This is a genomic window from Sphingomonas desiccabilis, assembly GCF_004135605.1.
Lineage (GTDB): Bacteria > Pseudomonadota > Alphaproteobacteria > Sphingomonadales > Sphingomonadaceae > Sphingomonas > Sphingomonas desiccabilis.
This window is the reverse complement of record NZ_SDPT01000001.1, coordinates 1073912-1096431: the sequence shown is the minus strand read 5'-3', so window position 1 is coordinate 1096431 and position 22520 is coordinate 1073912. Positions and strand designations below refer to the sequence as shown.

Below are 22520 nucleotides of genomic sequence, written 5' to 3'. Positions count from 1 at the left end.
GCCCACGAGCACTCGACGGCCGCCGGCCGAGACGAATATCTTCCTCCAAACGAGAATGGCCCCGATCTCTCGGGGCCATTCGTTGATCGAAGAGGTCTACGATCAGAATTTGATGTTGGCGTTCGCGAAGAACGACCGACCAACATAGTCGTAGCCGGAATACAGCGGTGCGTTCCCGATCACCGTAAAGTACGGAGACGCAGTGACCCGCGGCGGCTTCGTGTCGAGCAGGTTCCGCACGCCGACCGTGAACTGGAAGCGCTTCTGCACGTTGAACTGTGCAGAGAGCGAGTGGAGGAAGTAGTCGTCCACCTCCAAGTAGTATTCGTCGCGGAAGGACTGCACGTCCGCCGGATCGGTGATACCGGTCAGGTTATCGAACGCCAGATACTCGTACGTCTTGTCCTTGTCGCCATCGATCCAGTCGAGGCCGTAGCGGATGGTCACGCCGCCGATACGGTAAGTCGCATCGAAGTTCCCGACCCAGTCAGGCGAACCCAGCACGCCGTTGTTGTCCGCGAGGAACTCCTCCGGGAACAGGCGGGTCGACTGTTCGGTGTACTTGGTGATGCCCGCGTTCAGGATGAAGCGACCACCGAAGAGGTCCCGCGCATAGCGACCGTTGAACTCGAACCCCTTCACGATGTTCTCGGAAAGGTTCACGAAGCTGCTCGTGACGATCAGAGCGTTGTTGCTGTCACGCTCGACGAACCGACAGAGGCCGGCCGTCGGATCGAAGTTCTGCGCTTCGTAGCAGCGATTGAGGATCGTGCCGCCGGCGAGATCCGACACGCCGTTTTCGACCTTGATGTCGAAATAGTCGAGCGACAGCGACAGCGATCCGATCGACTCCGGCAGCGGCGGACGAACGACCGCACCCACGGTCCAATTCGTCGACGTCTCTGCACTCAGGCCCGCCTCGGCACCGCCGACGCGGAAGACCCGAACGCTGTTGCGCTGCTCGAAGTCGGCCGGCAAGCCGACGGAGGCGCAGTTGCGGGCAACGGTCTGCTCGACAGGCGACTGCTCGCCAGGCGCCGGCAGTGCACTGCAGGGATCGCTGTTGCTGCTCAGGAAGCCGCTGGTGGCTCCAAGGAACTGTTCCGCAAGCGCCGGAGCGCGATAGGACGTGCCATAGCTGCCCCGGAAGCCGAGGCCGCGGAACGGCTCCCACTCTGCCGCGATCTTGTAGGTCCAGTCGGATCCGTAAGACGCATAGTCCGTGTACCGCGCCGAACCGGTGAAGTTCAGGCGGTAGAAGAACGGCTTGTCAGCCAACAGCGGCACGAACAGCTCGCCGAACGCTTCCTTGACGTTGTCCTTGCCGACCGTCGGGGTGGCAGCGGTCAGGCCGAACAGGTTGCCGTTGACCGAGTTGGGGTCGGGTTGATCATTGATGCTCTGACGGCGGTGCTCGACGCCAAGGGCCAGCTGAACGTCGCCACCAGGCAGCGCGAACAGGGGACCGTCGATGCTGAACGCATAGGTCGTTTCGCGGAACTGCGTCTTACCGATGGTGTTGGCGACGATGTAGTTCCGGAACTCCGCAGGAAGATTGCCGCCGATGACCGCGGCGCTCAGCGCAGGAGCCGCGACGCAGTTCGGGTTCGAGGCGAGGCTCGCGCAGCTGAACGATCCGTCCCCGTTCGCCACAACGTTCAGCGAATTGGCGAGACGGTCGGTCAGGAACGACTCCGCCTCATAGGTGCCGTCGTTCCAAGACTTACCGACATAGGCGTCATAGCGCCATTCCGGGAAGAAGAAGTCGCCGCGGATCCCGCCGGACGCGCGGACATAATCCACCGTCTGGTTCGACGAGGTCAGTCCGTAACCAATGAACGCACGCGCGGCGATGTTCTGGCCGCTCGAGGTTTCCGTCGGATTGGCGAAGAGGCCGTCCCGGAGATCGGCGGGAAGCAGCGGACTGCCCTGCAGATAGTCGAGCGACAGCTGGCGGTACAAGGGCGACGAAGACTTGCGACGGGTCGCCAGCAGCTCTCCGTACACTTCCGCATCGCCCAGGGCGTTCAGCTTGTAAGTCGCGGAGAGATAACCGGTGTAGGTCTTCTGACCAGTGACCAGCGGCTCCTCTTCCTGCCGGGGATCGAACGTATCGCGATCGTAGGTGCCGACGCCCAGGTAGCCGGGGAACGGACCGGTGGTCACGCCCGGTGCTGGGACGAAACGGTTGAAGCGACCGAGCGTGCCGCTGGTGCGGCCGATCGCATCACGGGTGGGGAGGCCAAGCGTATTGATGGTCACGCCACCGTTGTCGATGGTGAAGCAGTTGCGGCGGTCACCAACCGGGTACGGATCGGCCGAGCCGAACTCCGAGTCCTCACCGTTCAGGAACCCGCCCACCGGGCAGTTGAAGAACGAAACATCGTTCCGGGCGATCGCGTCACGCTTGCGGTATTCGACCGAGCCGACGACACTGAGGCGATCAGTTTGGAAGCCGAAGGAGGCGCTGATACGACGGTCGAGGCCGGCACCGACTTCCGGCACGTTCGTCTGCATATCGAGCTCAAGGCCGCGCAGAGCATTGTCGGTGATGATGTTCACGACGCCCGCAACCGCGTCCGAACCATAGACGGACGAAGCGCCGGCCTTCAGCACCTCGATGCGCTCGATCAGCGCGTTCGGCAGGACGTTGAGGTCGGCAGCCAGCAGCGAACCGCGGGTACCGCCAGGCGCGAGACGGCGGCCATTGAGCAGCGTCAGCGTGCGCGACGGCCCGAGGCCGCGAAGGCCGATCGTGTTCGCGCCGGTGCCGCCGTCGGTGACAAAGCCGCCATAGGTGTTGTTGATCTGCGAAGCACCCTGCGTCACCGCAGCGCTCTGTAGCGCGTCGGCGGCGCTCGCGAAGCCCGCCTGCGTGATCTCTTCGCGGCCGATGACGGTCAGCGGCTCTGCAACCGAGAACTCGTCGCGACGAATGCGCGAGCCGGTGACGGTAATCTCCCCCGGCGCCGCGGCGCTGCCCTGGTCCGCACGCGGGGACTCCGGGTTCTGCGCGTCTTCGGGAACCTGGGTCGGATCCGGGCTGACGGCCGATTGCGCGAATGCAGGCGCAGCGGAAGCGATGGCGAGCGGCAGCAAGGCTGCAGCGGCGTACAAGTGGTAAGACCTCACTAAAATAACCCCCGTTGCTCTACGCTCTAAGAGCTTCAAACCAAGGCATAAGAAGTTCTACAGGGGGTCTGCACAAGCCGAACTTGGGCGGAGCATGAACCTTTTCTGACAGCGTGACACATATGCCACATTGCAGCGGCACTTGCGCAACAGTCGTATAGTCCACCCTCGGTCCACGCAATAAAGTTTCAGGGAAGAGTTTTCGGTAGATGTGAGAAGAGAGATTTTTCAAGCGCGTCGGCGATCTATCCAATCTTTCGCTACCTGCCATGGTGGCTCCGACGACCGGTTAAGTGGATCCAACGTCGTCACTGACTTGGACGATGTTCATCCCGCGGGAGGCACGCGCAGCTGCCCACCGAGCACCCGCGCTTCCGCCAGTTGCGAAGCCTTGCCGAACTGCCGGGGTGGATCGACGCGATCGCCTAGCCCGGCGGCGGCGCCGGTGCGGGGCCGGCACCACGGCAGCGCCGTTGCCGATCCCGCACCGGGAGGCGTGGCTCAACCGCGCTTGGCGGCGATCCAGCGGTCGATCTTCTGCTCCAGGATGTTCATCGGCAGGGAACCGGTCATCAGCACCTGGGTGTGGAACTCCTTGAGGTCGAACTTCGCACCCAGCGCCCGCTCGGCCCTGGCGCGCAGTTCCAGGATCTTGAGCTGGCCGATCTTGTAGGAGAGCGCCTGGCCCGGCATCGCGATGTAGCGCTCGACTTCGCTGGTCGCGTCGGTGCGGCCCATCGAGCTGTTGTCGAGCATGTACTTGATCGCCTGGTCGCGGGTCCAACCCTTGGCGTGGATGCCGCTGTCGACGACCAGCCGCATCGCGCGCAGCATCTCGTCGTTCAAGCCGCCGAAGCGCTGATAGGGATCGGTTTCCATGCCGAGTTCGTCCCACAGCGTTTCGGCATAGAGCGCCCAGCCCTCGACATAGGCGGTGTTGCCGCCGAACCGCATGAAATTGGGAAGCCCGGCATTCTCCTGCGCGAGGCTGATCTGGAAGTGATGCCCGGGCGCGCCCTCGTGGAGGTAGAGCGTCTCCTGCCCCCAGGTGGAGCGGGAGGGCAGGTCGTAGGTGTTGTAGTAGAAGGTGCCCGGCCGCGATCCGTCCGGTGCGCCCTGCATGTAGGAGCCGCCGGCGTCGGTCTTTTCGCGATAGTCCGGCACCGGGCGGATCTCGAGCGCGGTCTTGGGAAGGGTGGAGAAGATCTCGCCGACGCGCGCGTCGACCCGCTTGCCGATCGCATAATATTCGTCGCGCAGCGCCTGCTTACTGGCGGGACGGAACTTCGGAGCGGTGCGCAGGAATTCGAAGAAGGCCGGAAGCGTGCCCTTGAAGCCGACCTGCGTCTTCACCGCCTCCATCTCACGGTGGATGCGCGCCACTTCGCTGAGGCCAAGGGTGTGGACTTCGTCCGCGGAGAGCGGCAGCGTCGTGTTCTGTTCGATCAGGAAGGCGTAGAGCTTTGGCCCGCCCTTCATGTGGACGAGGCCGACGCCCTCGCGCGCGGCGGGGAGATATTCCCTGGCCAGGAAGTCGCGCAGGCGCTGATAGGCCGGGCGGATCTCGTCGCGGATCACGGCCGCGGTGTCGGTGCGCAGCTGCGCCTGGTCGGCGGCGGAGATGTCGGCCGGGAACGCCTTCAGCGGTGCGTAGAAGGTCGAGCCCTCGACGCCCTGCGCCAGCTGCAGGTCGAGCTGGTCGATGACGTTGCGCACGACTAGCTTGGGCTGGACGACGCCGGCCGCCATCCCCTGGCGGAAGCGGCCGATCGACGCGTCAAGGATCTGCGCATAGCGGTGGTGGCGGCTGATGCTGTCGCGATAGTCCTTCACCGTCTTGAACGGCGCCGCGCTCTGGCCCGAGGCAAGATCGGGGTAGAAGGTGTGGATGCCCGTGAAATGGTCGATCGGACGCACGACCGACAGCGGCAGGACATCGGGGCCGAGCGCACGCAACCCGAGCTCCGTCTGCCACCGGAACACGTCATAGGCGAGCTGGTCGGTGGGCGAGAGCGCCGCGCGATCGATGCGCCGCAGCGCCGCCAGGTCCTTCTCGCCGGCCGCCCGCTCCGCGTCGAAATAGGCGTCGCTGATCATGTCGCCGAGCTGATCGGCATAGCGCATGTCGCCCCGGAACAGCGCGTTGAGCGGATTGCGGCGCAGATTGTCCTCGTCGCTCTGCTTGAACAGCGCGTGGAGGGCCGTGGCGGCATCCGCCGAAGCCGCCTCGGGCGCGGCAGCGGCAGGCGAGGAAGGGGCAGGCGGCGCCGTCGTGGCGCAGCCTGCCAGAAGCGCCGCGGCCGAAGCGGCGAGAAGTCGAACGCGCAAGTGGATCCCCCCAAATACAACTGTGTTGCAGGGATGCAGCACCGTGCCGGCCGAGGCAAGCGCCCGCGTACGGAGACCGCGCCAGCCCCGCGCAGTCGCGTCGCAGCCCGGTTCATTCTCATTGTCCGCGAAACGCTTTCGGCGCAGAGGAGCAGTCGCCGAGATCGGCAGGAGGCCCGAATTGCGTTTTTCCGTTGTCCTGGCGCTTGCGTTGGCGACCGCTGCCACTCCGGCGGCGGCGCAGGAGCACGATGCGCAACTCTGGCTGACCGCGAACGCCTCCACCGAATTGCGCGAAGGGCTCAAGCTGGAGCTGGAGACCAACCAGCGGTTCAGCGACAACAGCGGCGAGCTGTACGAGAGCCAATATCTCGCCGCACTCACGGTCCAGGTCGCGACCGGGGTCACCCTGACGGGCGGGCTGAACCGCGTGGTCCGGCCCCGCGACGGCAGGGTGCAGAGCACCGAATGGCGGCCGCGCCAGCAGATCGGGTTCGCGATCGCAAAGCTGGGTTCAGGTCAGCTGGCGGGTCGCGTTCGCCTGGAGCAGCGTTTCCGGAGTGACGACAGCGAGATGGGGCACCGGGTTCGGCCGGAGATCACCTATACCCTGCCCGTCTATCGCGACGTCAAACTGCGGCTGGCGCACGAAAGCTACTTCAACCTCAACAGCACCGGCTTCCAGGACCGGGGGCATGAGCGGATGCGCAACTGGGCCATCGCCACCGTGCCGGTCACGAAGAACCTCAGCGCACAGCTCGGCTACATGAACCAGTATCGCTTCAACGACGAGGACCCGGACGTCATGGAGCACGGGCTGATGACGGCTCTGTACGTGACGTTCTGACGAGAAGGCGGGCGCGCGGCCATGGCGTCGCCTGCGCACCGCCCGCTCCCGCGCCGCGACCCGGCTACGCCCGCCGGTGGCTCATGCGGGTCTTCTGCTGCTTGCCGTAGCGCGTCTTGCGGGTGCCGGGCTTGCCCTCGTTCGAGCGGCCCATCACCGGCGCCTTGTGCTCGGCCGCAGGCAGCCCGAGTTCCTCGTTCTCCAGGCTGCGGATCTCGTCGCGCAGGCGGCCGGCTTCCTCGAACTCCAGGTTCGCGGCGGCCTCCCGCATCTTCTTTTCCAGGCTCTCGATGTAGGAGCGCAGGTTGTGGCCGACCATGTGCGGCCGTTCGTCGTCGATCTCGACCGTAACCTGATCCTTGGACGCGACATGGGCGATGATGTCGCCGATGTTGCGCTTGATCGTGGTCGGCGTGATGCCGTGTTCGAGGTTGTACGCTTTTTGCTTTTCGCGGCGGCGGTCGGTTTCGGCGATCGCGCGCTCCATGCTGCCGGTCATGCGATCGGCATAGAGGATCACGCGGCCCTCGACGTTGCGCGCGGCGCGACCGATCGTCTGGATCAGCGACGTCTCCGAACGCAGGAAGCCTTCCTTGTCCGCGTCGAGGATCGCGACCAGCCCGCATTCGGGAATGTCGAGCCCCTCGCGCAGCAGGTTGATGCCGACCAGCACGTCGTACACGCCCATGCGCAGGTCGCGGATCAGCTCGATGCGCTCCAGCGTCTCGACGTCGGAGTGCATGTAGCGGACCTTCAGACCCGCCTCGTGCATGAACTCGGTCAGGTCCTCGGCCATGCGCTTGGTGAGGGTCGTCACCAGCGTGCGATAGCCGGCCTCCGCGGTCTTCTTCGCCTCGTGGATCAGGTCGTCGACCTGTTCCTCGACCGGCTTGATCTCGATCGGCGGGTCGATGAGGCCGGTGGGGCGGATGACCTGTTCGGAGAACACGCCGCCGGTCTGCTCCAGCTCCCAGCCGCCCGGCGTCGCGGAGACGCAGACGGTCTGCGGGCGCATCGCGTCCCATTCGTTGAAGCGCAGCGGCCGGTTGTCGATGCACGACGGCAGACGAAAGCCGTACTCCGCGAGCGTGATCTTCCGCCGGTGGTCGCCCCGCGCCATGCCGTTGACCTGGCCGATCGTCTGGTGGCTCTCGTCCACGAACAGCAGCGCGTTTTCGGGAAGATACTCGAACAGCGTGGGCGGCGGCTCGCCCGGCAGGCGGCCGGTGAGGAAGCGCGAGTAGTTCTCGATGCCGGCGCAGCTCCCGGTCGCGGCGATCATCTCCAGGTCGAAGTTGGTGCGCTGCTCCAGCCGCTGGGCTTCGAGCAGCTTGCCCTCGGCATGCAGCTCCTTCAGCCGCTCGGCGAGCTCGTGCTTGATCGCCTCGCTCGCCTGCTTGAGCGTGGGGCCGGGCGTCACATAGTGCGAGTTGGCGTAGACGCGCACGGAGTTGAGCTCGGCGACCTTCTTGCCGGTCAGCGGATCGAACTCGGTGATCGCCTCGATCTCGTCGCCGAAGAAGGTGATCCGCCAGGCGCTGTCCTCATAGTGCGAGGGGAACAGCTCCAGGCTGTCGCCGCGCACGCGAAAGGCGCCGCGCTGGAAGGCGGCGTCGTTGCGCTTGTACTGGAGCGCGACCAGCTTGCGCACGATCTCGCGCTGGTCGACCACCTGCCCCTTCTTGAGGTCGAAGATCATCGCCGAATAGGTCTCGACCGAGCCGATGCCGTAGAGGCACGATACCGAGGCGACGATGATGACGTCGTCGCGCTCCAGCAGCGAGCGCGTGGCGGAGTGGCGCATGCGGTCGATCGCCTCGTTCACCGAGCTTTCCTTCTCGATGTAGGTGTCCGACCGCGGCACATAGGCCTCGGGCTGGTAATAGTCGTAGTAGCTGACGAAATACTCGACCGCATTGTCGGGGAAGAAGCTCTTGAACTCGCCGTAGAGCTGGGCGGCGAGGATCTTGTTCGGCGCCAGGATCAGCGCGGGGCGTTGCAGCGCCTCGATCGTCTTGGCCATGGTGAAGGTCTTGCCCGAGCCGGTGACGCCCAGCAGCACCTGGTCGCGCTCGCCCGCCTGGGCCGCGGCCACCAGCTCGGCGATGGCGGTCGGCTGGTCGCCCGACGCTTCGTATTCCGAGACGAGCTTGAAGGTCTTGCCGCCCTCCACCTTGGGCGGGCGTGCCGGCCGGTGGGGCACGAAGGAGGGGCCGGTTTCCGGCTCGGCAAGGCTGGTGCGGATCTGGATCGCCATAAGTCGCCAATATGGGGGTGCGGTGAAGCAGCGGCAACGCGGGGCACAAGCTTTGCTTTGGTTGACCGGGCGCCGTGCAGCCCATAGTGCGATGCCCTCGCAACAAGCCCAGGCAAGACGAACCGCGCCTGTCCAGACGCGGCTGAAGGAAGAAGTGCATGACCGACGTCCGCGAACCCGTGCTCATCCCGGAATCCAAGGCGTTCCTGAACGCCAAGGTGCTGTGGGTGCGCCATTGGAACGACCGGCTGTTCTCCTTCGCAGTCGAGCGCCCGTCGAGCTTCCGCTTCCGTTCGGGCGAGTTCGTGATGATCGGCCTGCCCGGCGACACCAAGCCGATCATGCGTGCCTATTCGATCGCCAGCCCGCATTATGCCGAGGAGCTGGAGTTCCTGTCGATCAAGGTCGAGGACGGCCCCCTCACCTCCAAGCTCCAGCTGATCCAGCCCGGCGACGAAGTGTATCTGGGCAAGAAGCCGACCGGCACGCTGGTGACCGACGCGCTGACCGGCGGCAAGCGGCTGTTCTTCTTCTCGACCGGCACCGGCCTGGCGCCGTTCCTGAGCCTCGCGCGCGACCCGGACGTCTATTCGATGTTCGATCAGGTGATCCTGGTGCATTCGGTGCGCCAGGTGAGCGACCTCGCCTATCATGACGAGCTGGCGTCGCGGCTGGCGGACGATCCGCTGGTGGCGGACGAGGCGCAGGCGCAGTTCCACTATATCCCGACGGTCACGCGCGAGGCGTTCCGCAACACCGGCCGCATCAACGACCTGATCGAAAGCGCCGCGCTGTTCGGCGAGCCGGTGCAGGGCCCCAAGAAGCTCGATCCGGAAACCGACCGCATCATGCTGTGCGGCAGCATGGCGATGATCCGCGACTTCGCCGCGATGCTGGAGGGCATGGGCTTCGTCGAGGGATCGAACGCGGCGCCGGGCCAGTTCGTGATCGAGCGCGCGTTCGTCGATTGATCTGAACGAGACTTCGCCTTCCCTCCACCGCGCTCCTGCGGAGGCAGGAGCCCAAGGCCAAGCAGCGGAACATCCGGTAGCGCCGATACCCTGGGCTCCCGGCTGCGCGGGAGCACGAGGTGGGGCGGTAGAGGCTCGCGCGAGGCCTCTCACAATCAGTCCTGTCCACCCTTGATGTACCCCGGCGAAGGCCGGGGTCCAGTTGGAAGGCGGATGTTAGGTCGCGCTCCCTCACTGGCACCTTCCCAACTGAGCCCCGGCCTCCGCCGGGGTACGGGTGGCGTTTGGGGCAACGTTGCGCCTCTCCCTCCCCCATCTTGCCGCAGCGCAGCGAGCTTGCTAGAGGCGCGCCAGCATCGAGAGTCGGGGCGACCCCGACACCAACCTGCTCCCGAGCAAGGTGGTGCCTTCGCGCTTCGCGGGAAGGGATGTGGCCGGTCGGCAAACCACGGGACCCAAGCCACACGTCGCACCGACTCTCCAACGAGGTACGACAAAGGCATGACCCAGGAACCCCAGCAGTTCGCCAGCGACAACTACGCCGGCATTTGTCCCGCGGCATGGGCGGCGATGGACGAGGCAAACCGCGGCTACGTGCCCGCCTATGGCGAGGACCCGTGGACGCAGCGCGCCTCCGACTCGTTCCGCACGCTGTTCGAGACGGACTGCGAGGTGTTCTTCGCGTTCAACGGCACCGCCGCCAACTCGCTGGCGCTGGCGGCGCTGTGCCAGTCCTACCATAGCGTGATCTGCTCCTCCTCCGCCCACGTCGAGACCGACGAGTGCGGCGCGCCCGAATTCTTCTCCAACGGCTCCAAGCTGCTGGTGGCGCAGACCGAGGGCGGCAAGCTGACGCCCGAGGCGGTGCGCGCGCTGGCGACCGGGCGCTCCGACATCCACTTTCCCAAGCCGCGCGCGGTGACGATCACCCAGCCGACCGAGACGGGCCAGGTCTATTCGCTGGACGAGATCCGGGCGCTGTCGGCGATCTGCCGTGAGCTGGGCCTGCGCCTGCACATGGACGGGGCGCGCTTCGCCAACGCGTGCGCGGCCCTCGGCTGCTCGCCGGCCGAGATGACGTGGCGCTCGGGCGTCGACGTGCTGTGCTTCGGCGGCACCAAGAACGGCATGGCCGCCGGCGAGGCGATCCTGTTCTTCGACCACGCGCTCGCCGTCGACTTCGACTATCGCTGCAAGCAGGCGGGGCAGCTCGCCTCCAAGATGCGCTTCCTGGCCGCACCCTGGGTGGGGATGCTGGAGAGCGGCGTGTGGCTGAGCAACGCGGCGCACGGCAACGACTGCGCCCGCCGCCTGGCCACCGCGATCGCCGACCTGCCGGGCATCGAGCCGATGTTCCCGGTCGAGGCCAATGCGGTGTTCCTGCGGGCACCCGAGCCGGTGCTGGAGGGACTGCGCGCCCGCGGCTGGCGCTTCTACACCTTCATCGGCGGCGGCGCGCGGTTCATGTTCGCGTGGGATGCGGACCCGGCGCGGGTCGATGCGCTGGCGGGCGACCTGCGCGCGGCGGTGCAGGAGGCGCAGGCTGGCGTGACCCTCGCAGCCTGACCCGCCCCGGCGAAACGCTGCGTTCCGCGGAACCGCGCTGCGCGGCCGCCCATTCCAGAGACGTGGTTTTCAACTGACGAGGTCAGGACATGACGGACGCGCGCAGCTTCGAAGACAAGGTCGCGATCATCACCGGCGCCGCGGGTGCCATCGGTCTCGAGACCGCGGTGCTGATGGCGGAACGCGGCGCGAAGATCGTGGCGGTGGACATTCCCGGCGCCGACTTCGGCCCGCTGAGGGAGCGGATTGCCGCCGACGCCCTGGCCATCGTGGAAGCGGACGTGAGCAACGAAGCCTCCGTCCGCAACTATGTCGAGGAAGCGAAGCGGGCGTTCGGCGGCCGGATCGACGTGTTCTTCAACAACGCCGGAATCGAAGGGCCGGTGAAGCCGATCGGCGACTATCCGTTCGATGCGTTCAAGAAGGTGTTCGCCGTCAACGTCGACGGCGTGTTCCTGGGGCTCAAGTACGTGCTGCCGGTGATGCTGGAACAGGGCGCGGGCGCGATCGTCAACTCGTCCAGCGTCGCCGGGCTGAGCGGATCGCCGGGAACGTCCGCCTACAACGCCAGCAAGCATGCGGTGCTGGGGCTGACCCGCGTGGCGGCGATGGAAGTCGCCGACAAGAACATCCGGGTGAACTGCATCAACCCCGGTCCGATCCACAGTCGGATGATGGACTCGCTCGACGAGGGCAGCAAGGGTTCGGAAGCCGAACGTGCAAAGGCGCTGCCCGCCAGGCGCTATGGCCGGGCGGAAGAGGTGGCGCAGCTGGTGGCGTTCCTCGCCTCGGACGCGGCAGGGTACATCAACGGCGCGTACCACGCGATCGACGGCGGGCTGCACGCGTCGAGGTGAGCGGCACCCTGCCCCGGAGTGCTCCTGCGCAGGCAGGAGCCCAGGGTTTCACGCAGCAACAGCCGTTGTTCTGCTTGGCCCTGGGCCCTGGGCCCTGGGCCCCGGCCTCCGCCGGGGTACGGGTTGCGGTTGGGGCGATGCGGTCTCCGAACGCCTGACCGAAGTCAGGCGTTCTCGAGCAGGCGCTCCTTGGCGATCTTCTCGCGCCACACCAGCGGCGCGAGCGTGTGGACGTTCTGCCCCTCGGCATCCACCGCGACGGTGACGGGGAAGTCCTGCACCTCGAACTCGTAGATCGCCTCCATGCCGAGGTCCTCGAAGCCGACGACCTTGGAGCCCTTGATCGCGCGGGCGACGAGATAGGCCGCACCGCCGACCGCCATCAGATAGGCGCTCTTGTGGTCCTTGATCGCATCGGTCGCGGCCGGGCCGCGCTCGGCCTTGCCGACCATTGCGAGCAGGCCTTGGTCGAGCATCATGCGGGTGAACTTGTCCATGCGGGTGGCGGTGGTGGGACCGGCGGGGCCGACCACTTCCTCACCGACCGGATCGACCGGACCGACATAGTAGATCACCCGACCCTTGAACTCGACGGGCAGCTGCTCGCCGCGGGCGAGCATGTCGGCGATGCGCTTGTGCGCGGCGTCGCGGCCGGTGAGCATCTTGCCGTTCAGGAGCAGGCGATCGCCGTGCTTCCACGACTGCACCACCTCAGGCGTGAGCGTGTCGAGGTCGACGCGCTTGGCCTCGGCCGAGGGCTTCCACTCGACCTTGGGCCATTCGTCGAGCTTGGGCGCTTCCAGATAGACCGGCCCCGAACCGTCGAGGGTGAAGTGCGCGTGGCGCGTGGCGGCGCAGTTGGGGATCATCGCGACCGGCTTGGACGCGGCATGGGTCGGCCAGTCGAGGATCTTGATGTCGAGGATGGTCGAGAGACCACCCAGCCCCTGCGCGCCGATGCCGAGCGCGTTGACCTTGTCGAACAGCTCGATGCGCAGCGCCTCGATGTCGTTCTGGGGGCCGCGCTGCTTCAACTGCGCCATGTCGATCGCGCCCATCAGCGATTCCTTGGCGAGCAGCATCGCCTTTTCCGCAGTGCCGCCGATGCCGATGCCGAGCATGCCGGGCGGGCACCAGCCGGCGCCCATCTGCGGCACCATCTCCAGAACCCAGTCGACGATCGAGTCGCTGGGGTTCATCATCTTGAACTTGGTCTTGTTCTCCGAGCCGCCGCCCTTGGCCGCGACGTCAACCGAAACCGTGTTCCCCGGCACCATCTCGACGTGCATCACGCTCGGCGTATTGTCGCGGGTGTTGCGGCGGGTGAAAGCCGGGTCCGCCAGGATTGAGGCGCGCAGCTTGTTCTCCGGGTGGAGATAGGCACGGCGCACGCCCTCATCGACGACTTCCTGCAGCGAGCGGTCCGACTGGAGGCGGCAGTCCTGGCCCCATTTCACGAAAACGGTGACGATGCCGGTATCCTGGCAAATCGGGCGATGCCCCTCCGCGCACATGCGGCTGTTGGTCAGGATCTGCGCGATGGCGTCCTTGGCCGCCGGGCTCTGCTCGGCCTCATAGGCCTGGCCCAGCGCGCGGATGTAATCCATTGGGTGGTAGTAGCTGATGAACTGGAGGGCGTCGGCGACGCTTTCGATCAGGTCGGCTTCGGTGATGATGGTGGTCATTGCGGGTCCATGGTGGTTTGCGCCCCTATGCAACACGAGCGCGGCTGGGAAAACCGCGTTCGCACCGGCGCGCGCGCCTTGATCGCGGCGGCGTCCGTGATACCGACCGGGCATGGACCCGCTGCCCCAGACCGACCAGGACGCCGCCCAGGAACTCGCCGCGCTTTCCGCCGAGATCGCGCGCCACAACGAGCTCTATCACAACGCCGATGCGCCCGAGATCAGCGACGCGGACTATGACGCGCTGGTCCGCCGGAACGCGGCGATCGAGGCGGCCTTTCCGCATCTGGTGCTGAGCGACTCGGCGGCGCGTCAGGTAGGTGCGGCGCCGACCGGCCACCTGGCCAAGGTGGCGCATGCGCGGCCGATGCTGAGCCTCGACAATGCCTTCAGCGACGAGGAGGTGGCGGACTTTCTGGGCCGGGTGCGGCGGTTCCTGGCGCTGGGTGTCGATGCGCCGGTGGCGCTGACCGCCGAGCCCAAAATCGACGGCCTCTCCTGCTCGCTGCGCTACGAGAACCGCCGGCTGGTGCGCGCGCTCACCCGCGGCGACGGCGCGGTGGGCGAGGATGTGACCGCCAACGTCCGCACCATCGCCGACATTCCCGAGACGCTGCCTGACGCGGCGCCCGACCTCTTCGAGGTGCGCGGCGAGGTATACATGGAAAAGTCGGCGTTCGCGGCGCTCAACGCGCGGCTGCTCGCCGAGGCGACCGACCCTGCCAAGGCGCGCCAGTTCGCCAACCCGCGCAACGCCGCCGCCGGATCGCTGCGGCAGAAGGATGCGGGCGTCACCGCCACCCGCCCCTTGCGCTTCCTGATGCACGGCTGGGGCGAGACCAGCAGCCTGCCGGGCGAGACCCAGGCGGCCGTGGTGGCGGCGATCGCCGGCTGGGGCTTCCCGGTCGCCGACAGCTTCGCGCTGACTCCGACGCTGGAGGACGCGCTCGGCATCTACCGCGCGATCGAGGCGCAGCGTGCGGACCTGCCGTTCGATATCGACGGCGTCGTCTACAAGGTCGACCGGCTCGACTGGCAGGCGCGGCTGGGCCAGGTCGGCCGCGCCCCGCGCTGGGCGCTGGCGCACAAGTTCCCCGCCGAGCGCGCGCAGACGACGCTGGAGCGGATCGACATCCAGGTCGGGCGCACCGGCAAGCTGACGCCGGTCGCGCGGCTGGAGGCGGTGACGGTCGGCGGCGTGGTCGTCACCAACGCGACGCTGCACAACGCCGACGAGATCGCGCGGCTGGGCGTGCGCCCCGGCGACCGGGTGGTGCTGCAGCGCGCCGGCGACGTGATCCCGCAGATCGTCGACAATCTGACGCGCGACGTGGCGCGGGAGCCTTGGGCGTTCCCGACCCATTGTCCGGAGTGCGGATCGGATGCGGTGGCCGAAGAAGGCGAGGTCGATATCCGCTGCACCGGCGGGCTGATCTGCCCGGCGCAGCGCGTGGAGCGGTTCAAGCATTTCGCCAGCCGCGGCGCACTCGACATCGAAGGGCTGGGCGCGACCACGATCGAGGCCTTTGTGCGCGACGGGCTGCTGCATTCGCCGGCCGACATCTTTCGCCTGAAGGACCGCCGCGCCGACATCCTCGCCCGCGAGCGCTGGGCCGACATTTCGGTCGACAACCTGCTGGCCGCGATCGAGGCGAAGCGTGCGCCGGATCCGGTGCGGCTGCTGTTCGGCCTCGGCATCCGCCACATCGGCATCGTGACGGCGCGGGACCTGCTCAAGCGCTATGCCACCCTGCCCGCGATCCAGACGCTAGCGGACGAGATCATCGCCCTGCGCCAGGGCATGGCGCCGGTGGTCGGCGAGACCGACCAGAAGTTCCAGGCGCGCGTCGACAAGGCGATCGCCGAGCACATCGGCGTCGAGAACGTCGGCGCGGCGGTGGGCCATGCGCTCGCCGACTTCTTCGCCGAGCCCCACAATCGCGCGCTGTGGGCGGACTTGCTGGGCGAAGTCAGCCCGCCTGCGTTTGTCCCCGAGGTTCGCGAGTCGGAGGTGACTGGTCTCACCGTGGTCTTCACCGGCACCCTGGAAACGATGTCGCGCGACGAGGCAAAGGCCCAGGCAGAGGCACTGGGTGCACGGGTCGCGGGATCGGTTTCCGCAAAAACCGGCCTGGTCGTCGCAGGTGCGAATGCCGGCTCCAAGCTCAAGAAGGCAGCCGAACTGGGCGTCAGGGTGGTTAACGAACAGGAATGGGCGCAAATAGTTACGGCAGCAGCCTAATTTCCGGACAGAACTCCCGGTGTGGCGTTTGTGCAACGCAGCAAAAAGCTTTTAGTTCCCCCTCCCCTGATTGTCACAAAGTCGACATATGAATCGCCCACGGGGCGGCCAGACGGTGAACGGGCACCGCATCTGAGCATCCGCTCACGATAGGGGAACACATGCGTACGAAGCTTTTTGCAGGCGTGGCTTTTGCCGCGCTGGTCATTCCGGCTGCCGCAATGGCGCAGTCGACCGGTACGGTCGACGCGGAGGGCGAGGACATCGTCGTCACCGGTGCGCGCGGGGAGCGCAGCATCAATGGCGTGCAGACGCCCGACACGCCCAAGGCGCGTGCCGTCATCACCCAGGAGCTGATCGAGCGCCGCGCGCCGGGCCAGACCATCCTGGACACGATCAACCTCGTCCCGGGCGTGAGCTTCACCAACAGCGATCCGTACGGCTCGTCGGGCGGCAACCTGCGCATCCGCGGGTTCAGCGGCGACCGCGTCTCGCTGACCTTCGACGGCATTCCGCTGAACGATTCGGGCAACTACTCGATCTATTCGAACCAGCAGCTCGACCCCGAGCTGATCGAGCAGGTCAACGTGAACTTCGGCGCGACCGACGTCGACTCGCCGACCGCGAGCGCTTCGGGCGGTACCGTCAACTATCGTTCGCTTGAGCCGCGCGACGAGCTGGGCGCGATGGCCGTCTTCTCGCACGGCACCTTTGACCGCAACCGCGCCTTCGTGATGCTGAACACCGGCACGCTGACCGCGTCGGGCACCAAGGCCTGGCTGTCGGCGAGCAAGGACACGTACGACCAGTTCCGCGGGTACGGCCGCATCGACAAGCAGCAGTACAACGGCAAGATCTATCAGCCGATCGGCAACAACGGCGACTTCGTGTCGCTGGCGGCGCACTACAACCAGAACCGCAACAGCTCGTACAGCAACCCGACGACCGCAAACATGCGGAACGTGCTGGGCGAGAGCGTGATTCCGGCGGCGGCGGCGGTGTCGCCGGACGCACCGTTCAAGCTCGACCTGAGCAAGGGCCAGTACGACACTCTGTTCAACGACACCTCGACGTCGTTCCTCTACAGCGACGTCTGCGAGCGCCCGGCTGCGAACGGCGGCCCGGGCCGTCAGGACGACACCACGGGCAACTGCTTCAACTCGCGGTACACGGCGATCAACCCGTCCAACACGGGCAACGTCCGCCTCAACTCGCGCCTCACCCTGAACGAGAAGCTGACCTTCACCTTCGACGGTGCGTACAGCTTCACGCGTGCGAACGGCGGCGGCTCGACCGTGTTCGCCGAGAGCGATGCCGCGGCGAATGGCCGCAACCAGTACAATCAGCAGTTCGGCCGCGTCGGTGCGGGCATCGCCGCCGGTGCAGACCTGAACGGCGACGGCGACCTGAGCGATCTGGTGCGCGTCTACTGGCCGTCCAACACCCGCACCCAGCGCTTCACCGCGATCGCAGGCCTGCGCTATGACCTGGACGACAACAACCTCGTCCGCATCGCCTATACCTGGGACCGCGCACGTCACCGCCAGACAGGCGAGGCGAGCCGCCTGACGGAAGCGGGCCAGCCGTTCGACGTGTTCAGCGCGCTCGACGGCGAAGGCGACTATGCGATCGTCGACGCTGCCGGCAACGTGCTCAACAAGCGCAACCGCCTCTCCTACGCGATCCTGCACCAGGTGTCGGGCGAATACCGCGGCAAGTTCTTCGACGACCGCCTGAACGTCGCGCTCGGCGTTCGCGCACCGTTCTTCCGCCGCAACCTGAGCAACTATTGCTACACGATCCCGGGCAACTCGAGCGACGCCTACTGCACCTCGCAGTCGCCGGAGTCGGTCGCAGCGAACCCGAACACCGCAGGCTTTGGCGCGCCGTACGAGCACCGCATCAAGAAGTATGACGCGCTGCTGCCGAACGTCGGCCTCACCTACGAGCTGGTGAACAACCTCAGCGTCTTCGCCAGCTACTCGAAGGGCTTCTCGGTTCCCAAGACCGACAACCTCTATTCGTACGACGACGTGACGATCCGCCCGGCGGATGAAGTGCAGCCGGAGCGGACCGACTCGTTCGACCTGGGCCTGCGCTACAACTCGGGCATCATCCAGGCGCAGGTCGCCGGGTGGTACGTCTACTACAAGAACCGCATCATCAGCTCGATCCAGGAGCTCGAGGGTGGCGGCACCATCAGCATCGACCGCAACGTCGGCGCGGTGAAGAGCGGCGGCGTGGACGCGAGCTTCGGCATTCGTCCGACGCGCTTCCTGTCGCTCTATGCGTTCGGTTCGTACATCGACTCCGAACTGCAGGACAACGCGATCAACCCGATCAGCGGTGCCGTGATCGCAGCCACCGAAGGCAAGTTCACGGTCGAGACGCCGAAGTGGCAGTATGGCGGCCGCATCCAGGCCGAGGGTGGCCCGGTGTCGGTCGGCGTGGAAGCCAAGCACACGGGCGATCGCTGGGTCACCGACGTGAACGACCTCAAGGTCGCCGGGTACACGCTCGTCAACCTCGACGCGCGCCTCGACCTGGGCTTCGCGGGGCTGGAGCGTACCTTCTTCCAGTTCAACGCGACCAACCTGCTCAAGGAGCGCTATTTCGGCAACCTGAGCACCCAGACCGCGTTCTCGAACAACCCGCGCCTCAACTTCGGCGCACCGCGCACGTTCATCGGCTCGATCCACTTCGAGTTCTGATCCGAACGCCCGGGAAACCGGACCGCAAGCAGGCCGCCGCTCCCCACCCGGGGAGCGGCGGTTTTGCTTTTCGGCGCGGGTGTGTGGCCGCCCTGCCCCTTCCCCGCGAAGTAGACCCGCAGTAAGGCGGCGGCACGATGGCTGCCGTGTCTTCCCTGTTCTCGCGCCCGTTCTTCGAAGAGAAGAGCCGCGCCTTCTGGATCCTGCAGGCGGCGGGATGGAGCGGCTATCTGCTGCTGCGCACCGTCTCCAGCGTGTTCAACGCGCCGACCGCGAAGGTGGTGCTGGCCGTCATCGTGGAGTCGATCGTCGGCTATTGCCTCACGCTGCTGATGTCGGTGCTCTACGGAAGCTATCGGCGGCTGCCGCGGGTCTGGGCCGTCATCGCGACACTGGTGACGCTGTTCGCCGCGACGCTGCTGTACGCGGTGATCGAGGCGTACACCTTCTCCCTGTTCCGCGCGACGACCGCGACCCCCGGGCTGGACCTGTCGCTGCTGCCAGCGCTGATCTTCCTGACCTTCACGGTGCTCGCCGGCTGGTCGGCGCTCTATTTCGGCATCAACTTCTACCTCATCGTCGAGCAGCAGACCCGCACCATGCAGGCGCTGGAGAACCAGGCCTCCTCGGCACAGCTGGCGATGCTGCGCTACCAGCTGAACCCGCACTTCCTGTTCAACACGCTCAACTCGATCTCGACGCTGGTGCTGCTCAAGCACACCGAGCGCGCCAACATCATGCTGTCGCGGCTGTCCTCGTTCCTACGCTACACGCTCGCCAACGAGCCGACCGCGCATGTGACGCTGGCGCAGGAGGTGGAGACGCTGAAGCTGTACCTCGACATCGAGAAGATGCGCTTCGAGGAGCGGTTGCAGACGCGGTTCGACATCGACCCGCGGGTGGCGAACGCCCGGCTGCCCTCGCTGCTGCTGCAGCCGCTGGTCGAAAACGCCATCAAGTACGCAGTCACCCCCAAGGAAGAGGGTGCCGAGATCGCGGTCACGGCTCGGCTCGCCGGGGAACGGGTGCAGATTGGCGTTTCGGACACCGGCCCGGGCTTGAACGAAGCGTCGCGCAGGCCGACCTTATCGACCGGCGTGGGACTGGCAAACATCCGAGAGCGACTGGCGCAGGCATATGGTGAAGACCATCGCCTCGACACGCGGTCGATTCCGGGCAGCGGGTTCAGCGTCGAGATCGAAATTCCGTTCCAGGTCGAGGAACGCACGCGAGAGGCTGCATGACCATCCGTACCATCCTAGTCGACGACGAGCCGCTGGCCATCCAGGGGCTGGAACTGCGCCTGCAGGCGCATGAGGACGTCGAGATCGTCGACAAGTGCGTCAATGGCCGCGAGGCCATCCGCTCGATCAAGACCCACAAGCCCGACCTCGTGTTTCTCGACATCCAGATGCCCGGCTTTGACGGCTTCTCGGTCGTCCAGGGGCTGATGGAAGTCGAGCCGCCGCTGGTGGTGTTCGTGACCGCCTATTCCGACCACGCGCTGCGCGCGTTCGAGGCGCAGGCGGTCGACTATCTGATGAAGCCGGTGGACGACTCGCGCCTGGCCGACACGCTCGACCGCGTGCGCCAGCGCCTGAACGAAAAGCGCGGCCAGGCCGAGGTCGACCGGCTGAAGGAAGTGCTGGCCGAGGTTGCACCCGAAGCCGCCGAGACGCTGTCGGACGGCAGCGACGGCGCCCACAACGCCAACCGGTTCGAGAAGCTCATCAACATCAAGGATCGCGGGCAGATCTTCCGCGTGGACGTCGACACGATCGAGCGCATCGACGCGGCGGGCGATTACATGTGCATCTACACCGGCGACAACACGCTGATCCTGCGCGAGACGATGAAGGACCTGGAGAAGCGGCTCGACCCGCGGCGGTTCCAGCGCGTCCACCGCTCGACCATCGTCAACCTGGACCTGGTGAAGCAGGTGAAGCCGCACACCAACGGCGAGTGCTTCCTGGTGCTCGACTCCGGCGCGCAGGTGAAGGTGAGCCGCAGCTATCGCGACGTAGTGGCGCGCTTCGTCCACTGAGGCAGGCGCGCGGCGTCACTTGACGATGTGGAAAGTGTTCGTCACTTTCCACGTTGGAAAGTGGAGACACGCTCATGCCGCACCCTGATTCGCCTGATCCCGCCAGCGCTGCGCTGGCACTTGCCGCCACCAATCGCGCCCGCTCCCGCATGGCCGCCGGCGATCTTGGCACGAGCTGGTACGCGCCCCTGTACGGTCTCGCTACCGGGGCCCTGATCGCCAGCTATGCGCTTCCCGAGCATCTGATTTCGATCGGGGTGGCGGTGAGCATTCTCGGCATGGCGCTGCTGTTCCGGACGTGGAAGCGGCGCACCGGGCTTTCGGTGAACGGCTATCGCGCCGGCCGCACCCGGCGGACGGTGGTCGCATTCGCGGTGCTGATGTTGGGCATGCTGATAGCTGGCGTCGTGCTCCGCTTCCGCCTGGGCATCGTCTGGGCGCCGCTGCCGCTGGGGGTAGTCGGCGGGGTCGTGGCGACGCTCGCCAGCCGGCGCTTCGATCGCATCTGGCGCGAAGAACTGGCGGCGCCGCTGTGAGCGCGATCCCGGGCTATGATGCGGTGCTGAACGCCCCAGTGCGCCTGCAGGTCTGCGCGCTGCTGATCGAGGCGGAGGAGGTGGAGTTCGCCCGCATCCGGGAAGCCATCGGCATCAGCGAATCCGTGCTGTCCAAGCACGCGGCGCAGCTGGATGCGGCAGGCTATGTCCGGCTGCGCAAGGCCAGCATGGGGGGGCGGCAACGAACCTGGCTGGGGCTGACGACGGCGGGCAAGCAGGCGTTTCGAACGCATGTGGCCGCACTCACACGCCTGGCCGTCATGGCCGAGGCGGCGGAGTAACGCGCGGGCATAGCGACCCGCGCGCCCAGGGTCGGACGGTCAGCCCTGCTCGGCTTCGTCGGCCGCGGCTTCGTCATCGGTGCCGGTCTGGAACCAGGCCTCGACCGGGCCGACCAGCTTGATAGTGAGCGGCTGGCCATGGCGATCGACCTTCTTGCCCAGGCCCACGCGGATCCAGCCTTCGGAGATCGAATATTCCTCGACGTCGCGGCGCTCCACGCCCTTGAAGCGGATGCCGACGCCGCGTTCCAGCGCCTCGCGGTCGAAATGCGGGCTGCGCGGGTTGATCGAAAGGTGGTCGGGGGGTGTATCGCTCATGGGCGGCCGCATGGCGCAAAACCGCGTCCGCGCCAACAAAAAAAGGGCGGCGCGTGGCCCCTGCCCGCGCCGCCCTCCGGTGGTGGCAGCGTCAGTTGCAGACGCGCACGCGCACCGGATAGCCGTCGTACGGATCGAAGCGTTGCTCGTCCCAGCACTGGCGGTGATCGCGATAGCGATAGGCGTAATAGCCGTCGGCCGGATAATAGCCCCGCTGACGATAGTAGCGATCGTCATAGTCATAGGCGTAGCCGCGGTCGCGGTAGTAGCGATCGCGGTACCGGCGGTCGTTGGCGCTGGATGCGAGCGCTGCGCCCAGCACCACTCCGACGACGCCTGCCGCGATCGCCGGACCGGCCGAGCTGCGCCCGCGGTAGCCTCGATAGCCGGGATAGTAGCCGTGGTAGCCGCCGTGCGGGTAATAGCCGCCGCGGTAGCGCTGGGCTTCCGCAGGCGCCGACGCGGTCAGCGCGGTGGCGGCGAGCGCGATGCCCAGCCCGGCCTTCTTCAACAAGGATTTCATCTCCGAACTCCTCCTCTCTCCTCGCGCCGGGCGTGACGGACATCACGCAATGGGCACGACAGCCAGGCAGTAGCGCGGGCGCGCTGAACCGGGGGGTAACCCGTTGTTCAGCCAGGGTTTAGTCGGTCAGCAAAAAGGCGCCGGATGCGGGTGCATCCGACGCCTCTTGCGTTGGTTCGCAGATCGCGAAGGCTAGGCCCG

16 protein-coding genes and 1 riboswitch are annotated in these 22520 nt (G+C 66.5%); of the genes, 10 read left to right on the top strand and 6 right to left on the bottom strand.

From position 1 onward, the window contains the following. Positions 1 to 102: 102 nt before the first annotated feature. A complete protein-coding gene (locus EO081_RS05235) occupies positions 103 to 3117 on the bottom strand; it encodes a TonB-dependent receptor plug domain-containing protein (RefSeq protein WP_240697545.1) in 3015 nt (1004 codons plus the stop codon). 516 nt (positions 3118 to 3633) lie between these two features. After that, positions 3634 to 5460, bottom strand: coding sequence for a DUF885 domain-containing protein (locus EO081_RS05230; RefSeq protein ID WP_129340829.1), 1827 nt, complete (start codon positions 5458 to 5460; stop codon positions 3634 to 3636). Positions 5461 to 5641: 181 nt separating this feature from the next. Here EO081_RS05230 and EO081_RS05225 point away from each other — a divergent pair, with 181 nt between their 5' ends. Next, complete coding sequence (locus EO081_RS05225) at positions 5642 to 6307, top strand: DUF2490 domain-containing protein (protein ID WP_165284513.1); 666 nt, start codon at positions 5642 to 5644, stop codon at positions 6305 to 6307. Between the two features lie 64 nt (positions 6308 to 6371). Here the strand turns inward: EO081_RS05225 and uvrB are convergent, their stop codons facing one another. After that, the gene (uvrB, locus tag EO081_RS05220) at positions 6372 to 8564 is read right to left on the bottom strand and encodes an excinuclease ABC subunit UvrB (protein WP_129340827.1); all 2193 of its coding nucleotides are present in this window, start codon (positions 8562 to 8564) and stop codon (positions 6372 to 6374) included. Positions 8565 to 8722: 158 nt separating this feature from the next. Between uvrB and EO081_RS05215 the strand changes: the two genes are divergently transcribed. The 3 genes from EO081_RS05215 to EO081_RS05205 all read left to right on the top strand — a co-directional run bounded on the left by EO081_RS05215 (position 8723) and on the right by EO081_RS05205 (position 11958). Continuing rightward, the gene (locus EO081_RS05215) at positions 8723 to 9535 is read left to right on the top strand and encodes a ferredoxin--NADP reductase (RefSeq protein WP_129340826.1); all 813 of its coding nucleotides are present in this window, start codon (positions 8723 to 8725) and stop codon (positions 9533 to 9535) included. Positions 9536 to 9883: 348 nt separating this feature from the next. Further along, positions 9884 to 9994: riboswitch (SAM-I-IV-variant riboswitch) on the top strand. A gap of 42 nt (positions 9995 to 10036) precedes the next feature. Continuing rightward, positions 10037 to 11101 (top strand): threonine aldolase family protein, encoded by a 1065-nt coding sequence (locus tag EO081_RS05210; protein ID WP_129340825.1) that lies wholly within the window; start codon positions 10037 to 10039, stop codon positions 11099 to 11101. Positions 11102 to 11190: 89 nt separating this feature from the next. Continuing rightward, positions 11191 to 11958: an SDR family NAD(P)-dependent oxidoreductase gene (locus EO081_RS05205; RefSeq protein WP_129340824.1), complete on the top strand. Its 768-nt coding sequence runs from the start codon at positions 11191 to 11193 to the stop codon at positions 11956 to 11958. Between the two features lie 164 nt (positions 11959 to 12122). Here the strand turns inward: EO081_RS05205 and EO081_RS05200 are convergent, their stop codons facing one another. Further along, the gene (locus tag EO081_RS05200; protein ID WP_129340823.1) at positions 12123 to 13643 is read right to left on the bottom strand and encodes a fumarate hydratase; all 1521 of its coding nucleotides are present in this window, start codon (positions 13641 to 13643) and stop codon (positions 12123 to 12125) included. Positions 13644 to 13755: 112 nt separating this feature from the next. Here EO081_RS05200 and ligA point away from each other — a divergent pair, with 112 nt between their 5' ends. The 6 genes from ligA to EO081_RS05170 all read left to right on the top strand — a co-directional run bounded on the left by ligA (position 13756) and on the right by EO081_RS05170 (position 21478). After that, a complete protein-coding gene (gene ligA / locus EO081_RS05195; RefSeq protein WP_129340822.1) occupies positions 13756 to 15885 on the top strand; it encodes an NAD-dependent DNA ligase LigA in 2130 nt (709 codons plus the stop codon). A 161-nt stretch (positions 15886 to 16046) separates the two neighbouring features. Then, positions 16047 to 18596: a TonB-dependent receptor gene (locus EO081_RS05190; RefSeq protein WP_129340821.1), complete on the top strand. Its 2550-nt coding sequence runs from the start codon at positions 16047 to 16049 to the stop codon at positions 18594 to 18596. 137 nt (positions 18597 to 18733) lie between these two features. Further along, the gene (locus EO081_RS05185; protein WP_129340820.1) at positions 18734 to 19840 is read left to right on the top strand and encodes a sensor histidine kinase; all 1107 of its coding nucleotides are present in this window, start codon (positions 18734 to 18736) and stop codon (positions 19838 to 19840) included. Further along, the gene (locus EO081_RS05180; RefSeq protein ID WP_129340819.1) at positions 19837 to 20640 is read left to right on the top strand and encodes a LytR/AlgR family response regulator transcription factor; all 804 of its coding nucleotides are present in this window, start codon (positions 19837 to 19839) and stop codon (positions 20638 to 20640) included. The genes EO081_RS05185 and EO081_RS05180 overlap by 4 nt, the downstream gene beginning before the upstream one ends. A 74-nt stretch (positions 20641 to 20714) precedes the next feature. Further along, positions 20715 to 21176 carry a hypothetical protein gene (locus EO081_RS05175; protein ID WP_129340818.1) on the top strand — a complete coding sequence of 154 codons (462 nt, stop codon included), beginning with the start codon at positions 20715 to 20717 and terminating at the stop codon, positions 21174 to 21176. Continuing rightward, positions 21173 to 21478, top strand: coding sequence for a transcriptional regulator (locus EO081_RS05170; protein ID WP_129340817.1), 306 nt, complete (start codon positions 21173 to 21175; stop codon positions 21476 to 21478). Before EO081_RS05175 ends, EO081_RS05170 begins: the two co-directional genes overlap by 4 nt. A 39-nt stretch (positions 21479 to 21517) precedes the next feature. Here the strand turns inward: EO081_RS05170 and EO081_RS05165 are convergent, their stop codons facing one another. Both EO081_RS05165 and EO081_RS05160 read right to left on the bottom strand, forming a co-directional pair. After that, a complete protein-coding gene (locus EO081_RS05165) occupies positions 21518 to 21796 on the bottom strand; it encodes a DUF3297 family protein (protein WP_129340816.1) in 279 nt (92 codons plus the stop codon). A gap of 91 nt (positions 21797 to 21887) precedes the next feature. Further along, positions 21888 to 22319, bottom strand: coding sequence for a hypothetical protein (locus EO081_RS05160; protein WP_129340815.1), 432 nt, complete (start codon positions 22317 to 22319; stop codon positions 21888 to 21890). Between the last annotated feature and the right edge of the window lie 201 nt (positions 22320 to 22520).

Coding starts and splice junctions, on each gene's coding strand:
- EO081_RS05190 (WP_129340821.1), top strand. CDS start 16,047: ATGCGTACGAAGCTTTTTGCAGGCGTGGCTTTTGCCGCGCTGGTCATT.
- EO081_RS05165 (WP_129340816.1), bottom strand. CDS start 21,796: ATGAGCGATACACCCCCCGACCACCTTTCGATCAACCCGCGCAGCCCG.
- EO081_RS05210 (WP_129340825.1), top strand. CDS start 10,037: ATGACCCAGGAACCCCAGCAGTTCGCCAGCGACAACTACGCCGGCATT.
- EO081_RS05160 (WP_129340815.1), bottom strand. CDS start 22,319: ATGAAATCCTTGTTGAAGAAGGCCGGGCTGGGCATCGCGCTCGCCGCC.
- uvrB (WP_129340827.1), bottom strand. CDS start 8,564: ATGGCGATCCAGATCCGCACCAGCCTTGCCGAGCCGGAAACCGGCCCC.
- EO081_RS05200 (WP_129340823.1), bottom strand. CDS start 13,643: ATGACCACCATCATCACCGAAGCCGACCTGATCGAAAGCGTCGCCGAC.
- EO081_RS05215 (WP_129340826.1), top strand. CDS start 8,723: ATGACCGACGTCCGCGAACCCGTGCTCATCCCGGAATCCAAGGCGTTC.
- EO081_RS05185 (WP_129340820.1), top strand. CDS start 18,734: ATGGCTGCCGTGTCTTCCCTGTTCTCGCGCCCGTTCTTCGAAGAGAAG.
- ligA (WP_129340822.1), top strand. CDS start 13,756: ATGGACCCGCTGCCCCAGACCGACCAGGACGCCGCCCAGGAACTCGCC.
- EO081_RS05205 (WP_129340824.1), top strand. CDS start 11,191: ATGACGGACGCGCGCAGCTTCGAAGACAAGGTCGCGATCATCACCGGC.
- EO081_RS05180 (WP_129340819.1), top strand. CDS start 19,837: ATGACCATCCGTACCATCCTAGTCGACGACGAGCCGCTGGCCATCCAG.
- EO081_RS05175 (WP_129340818.1), top strand. CDS start 20,715: ATGCCGCACCCTGATTCGCCTGATCCCGCCAGCGCTGCGCTGGCACTT.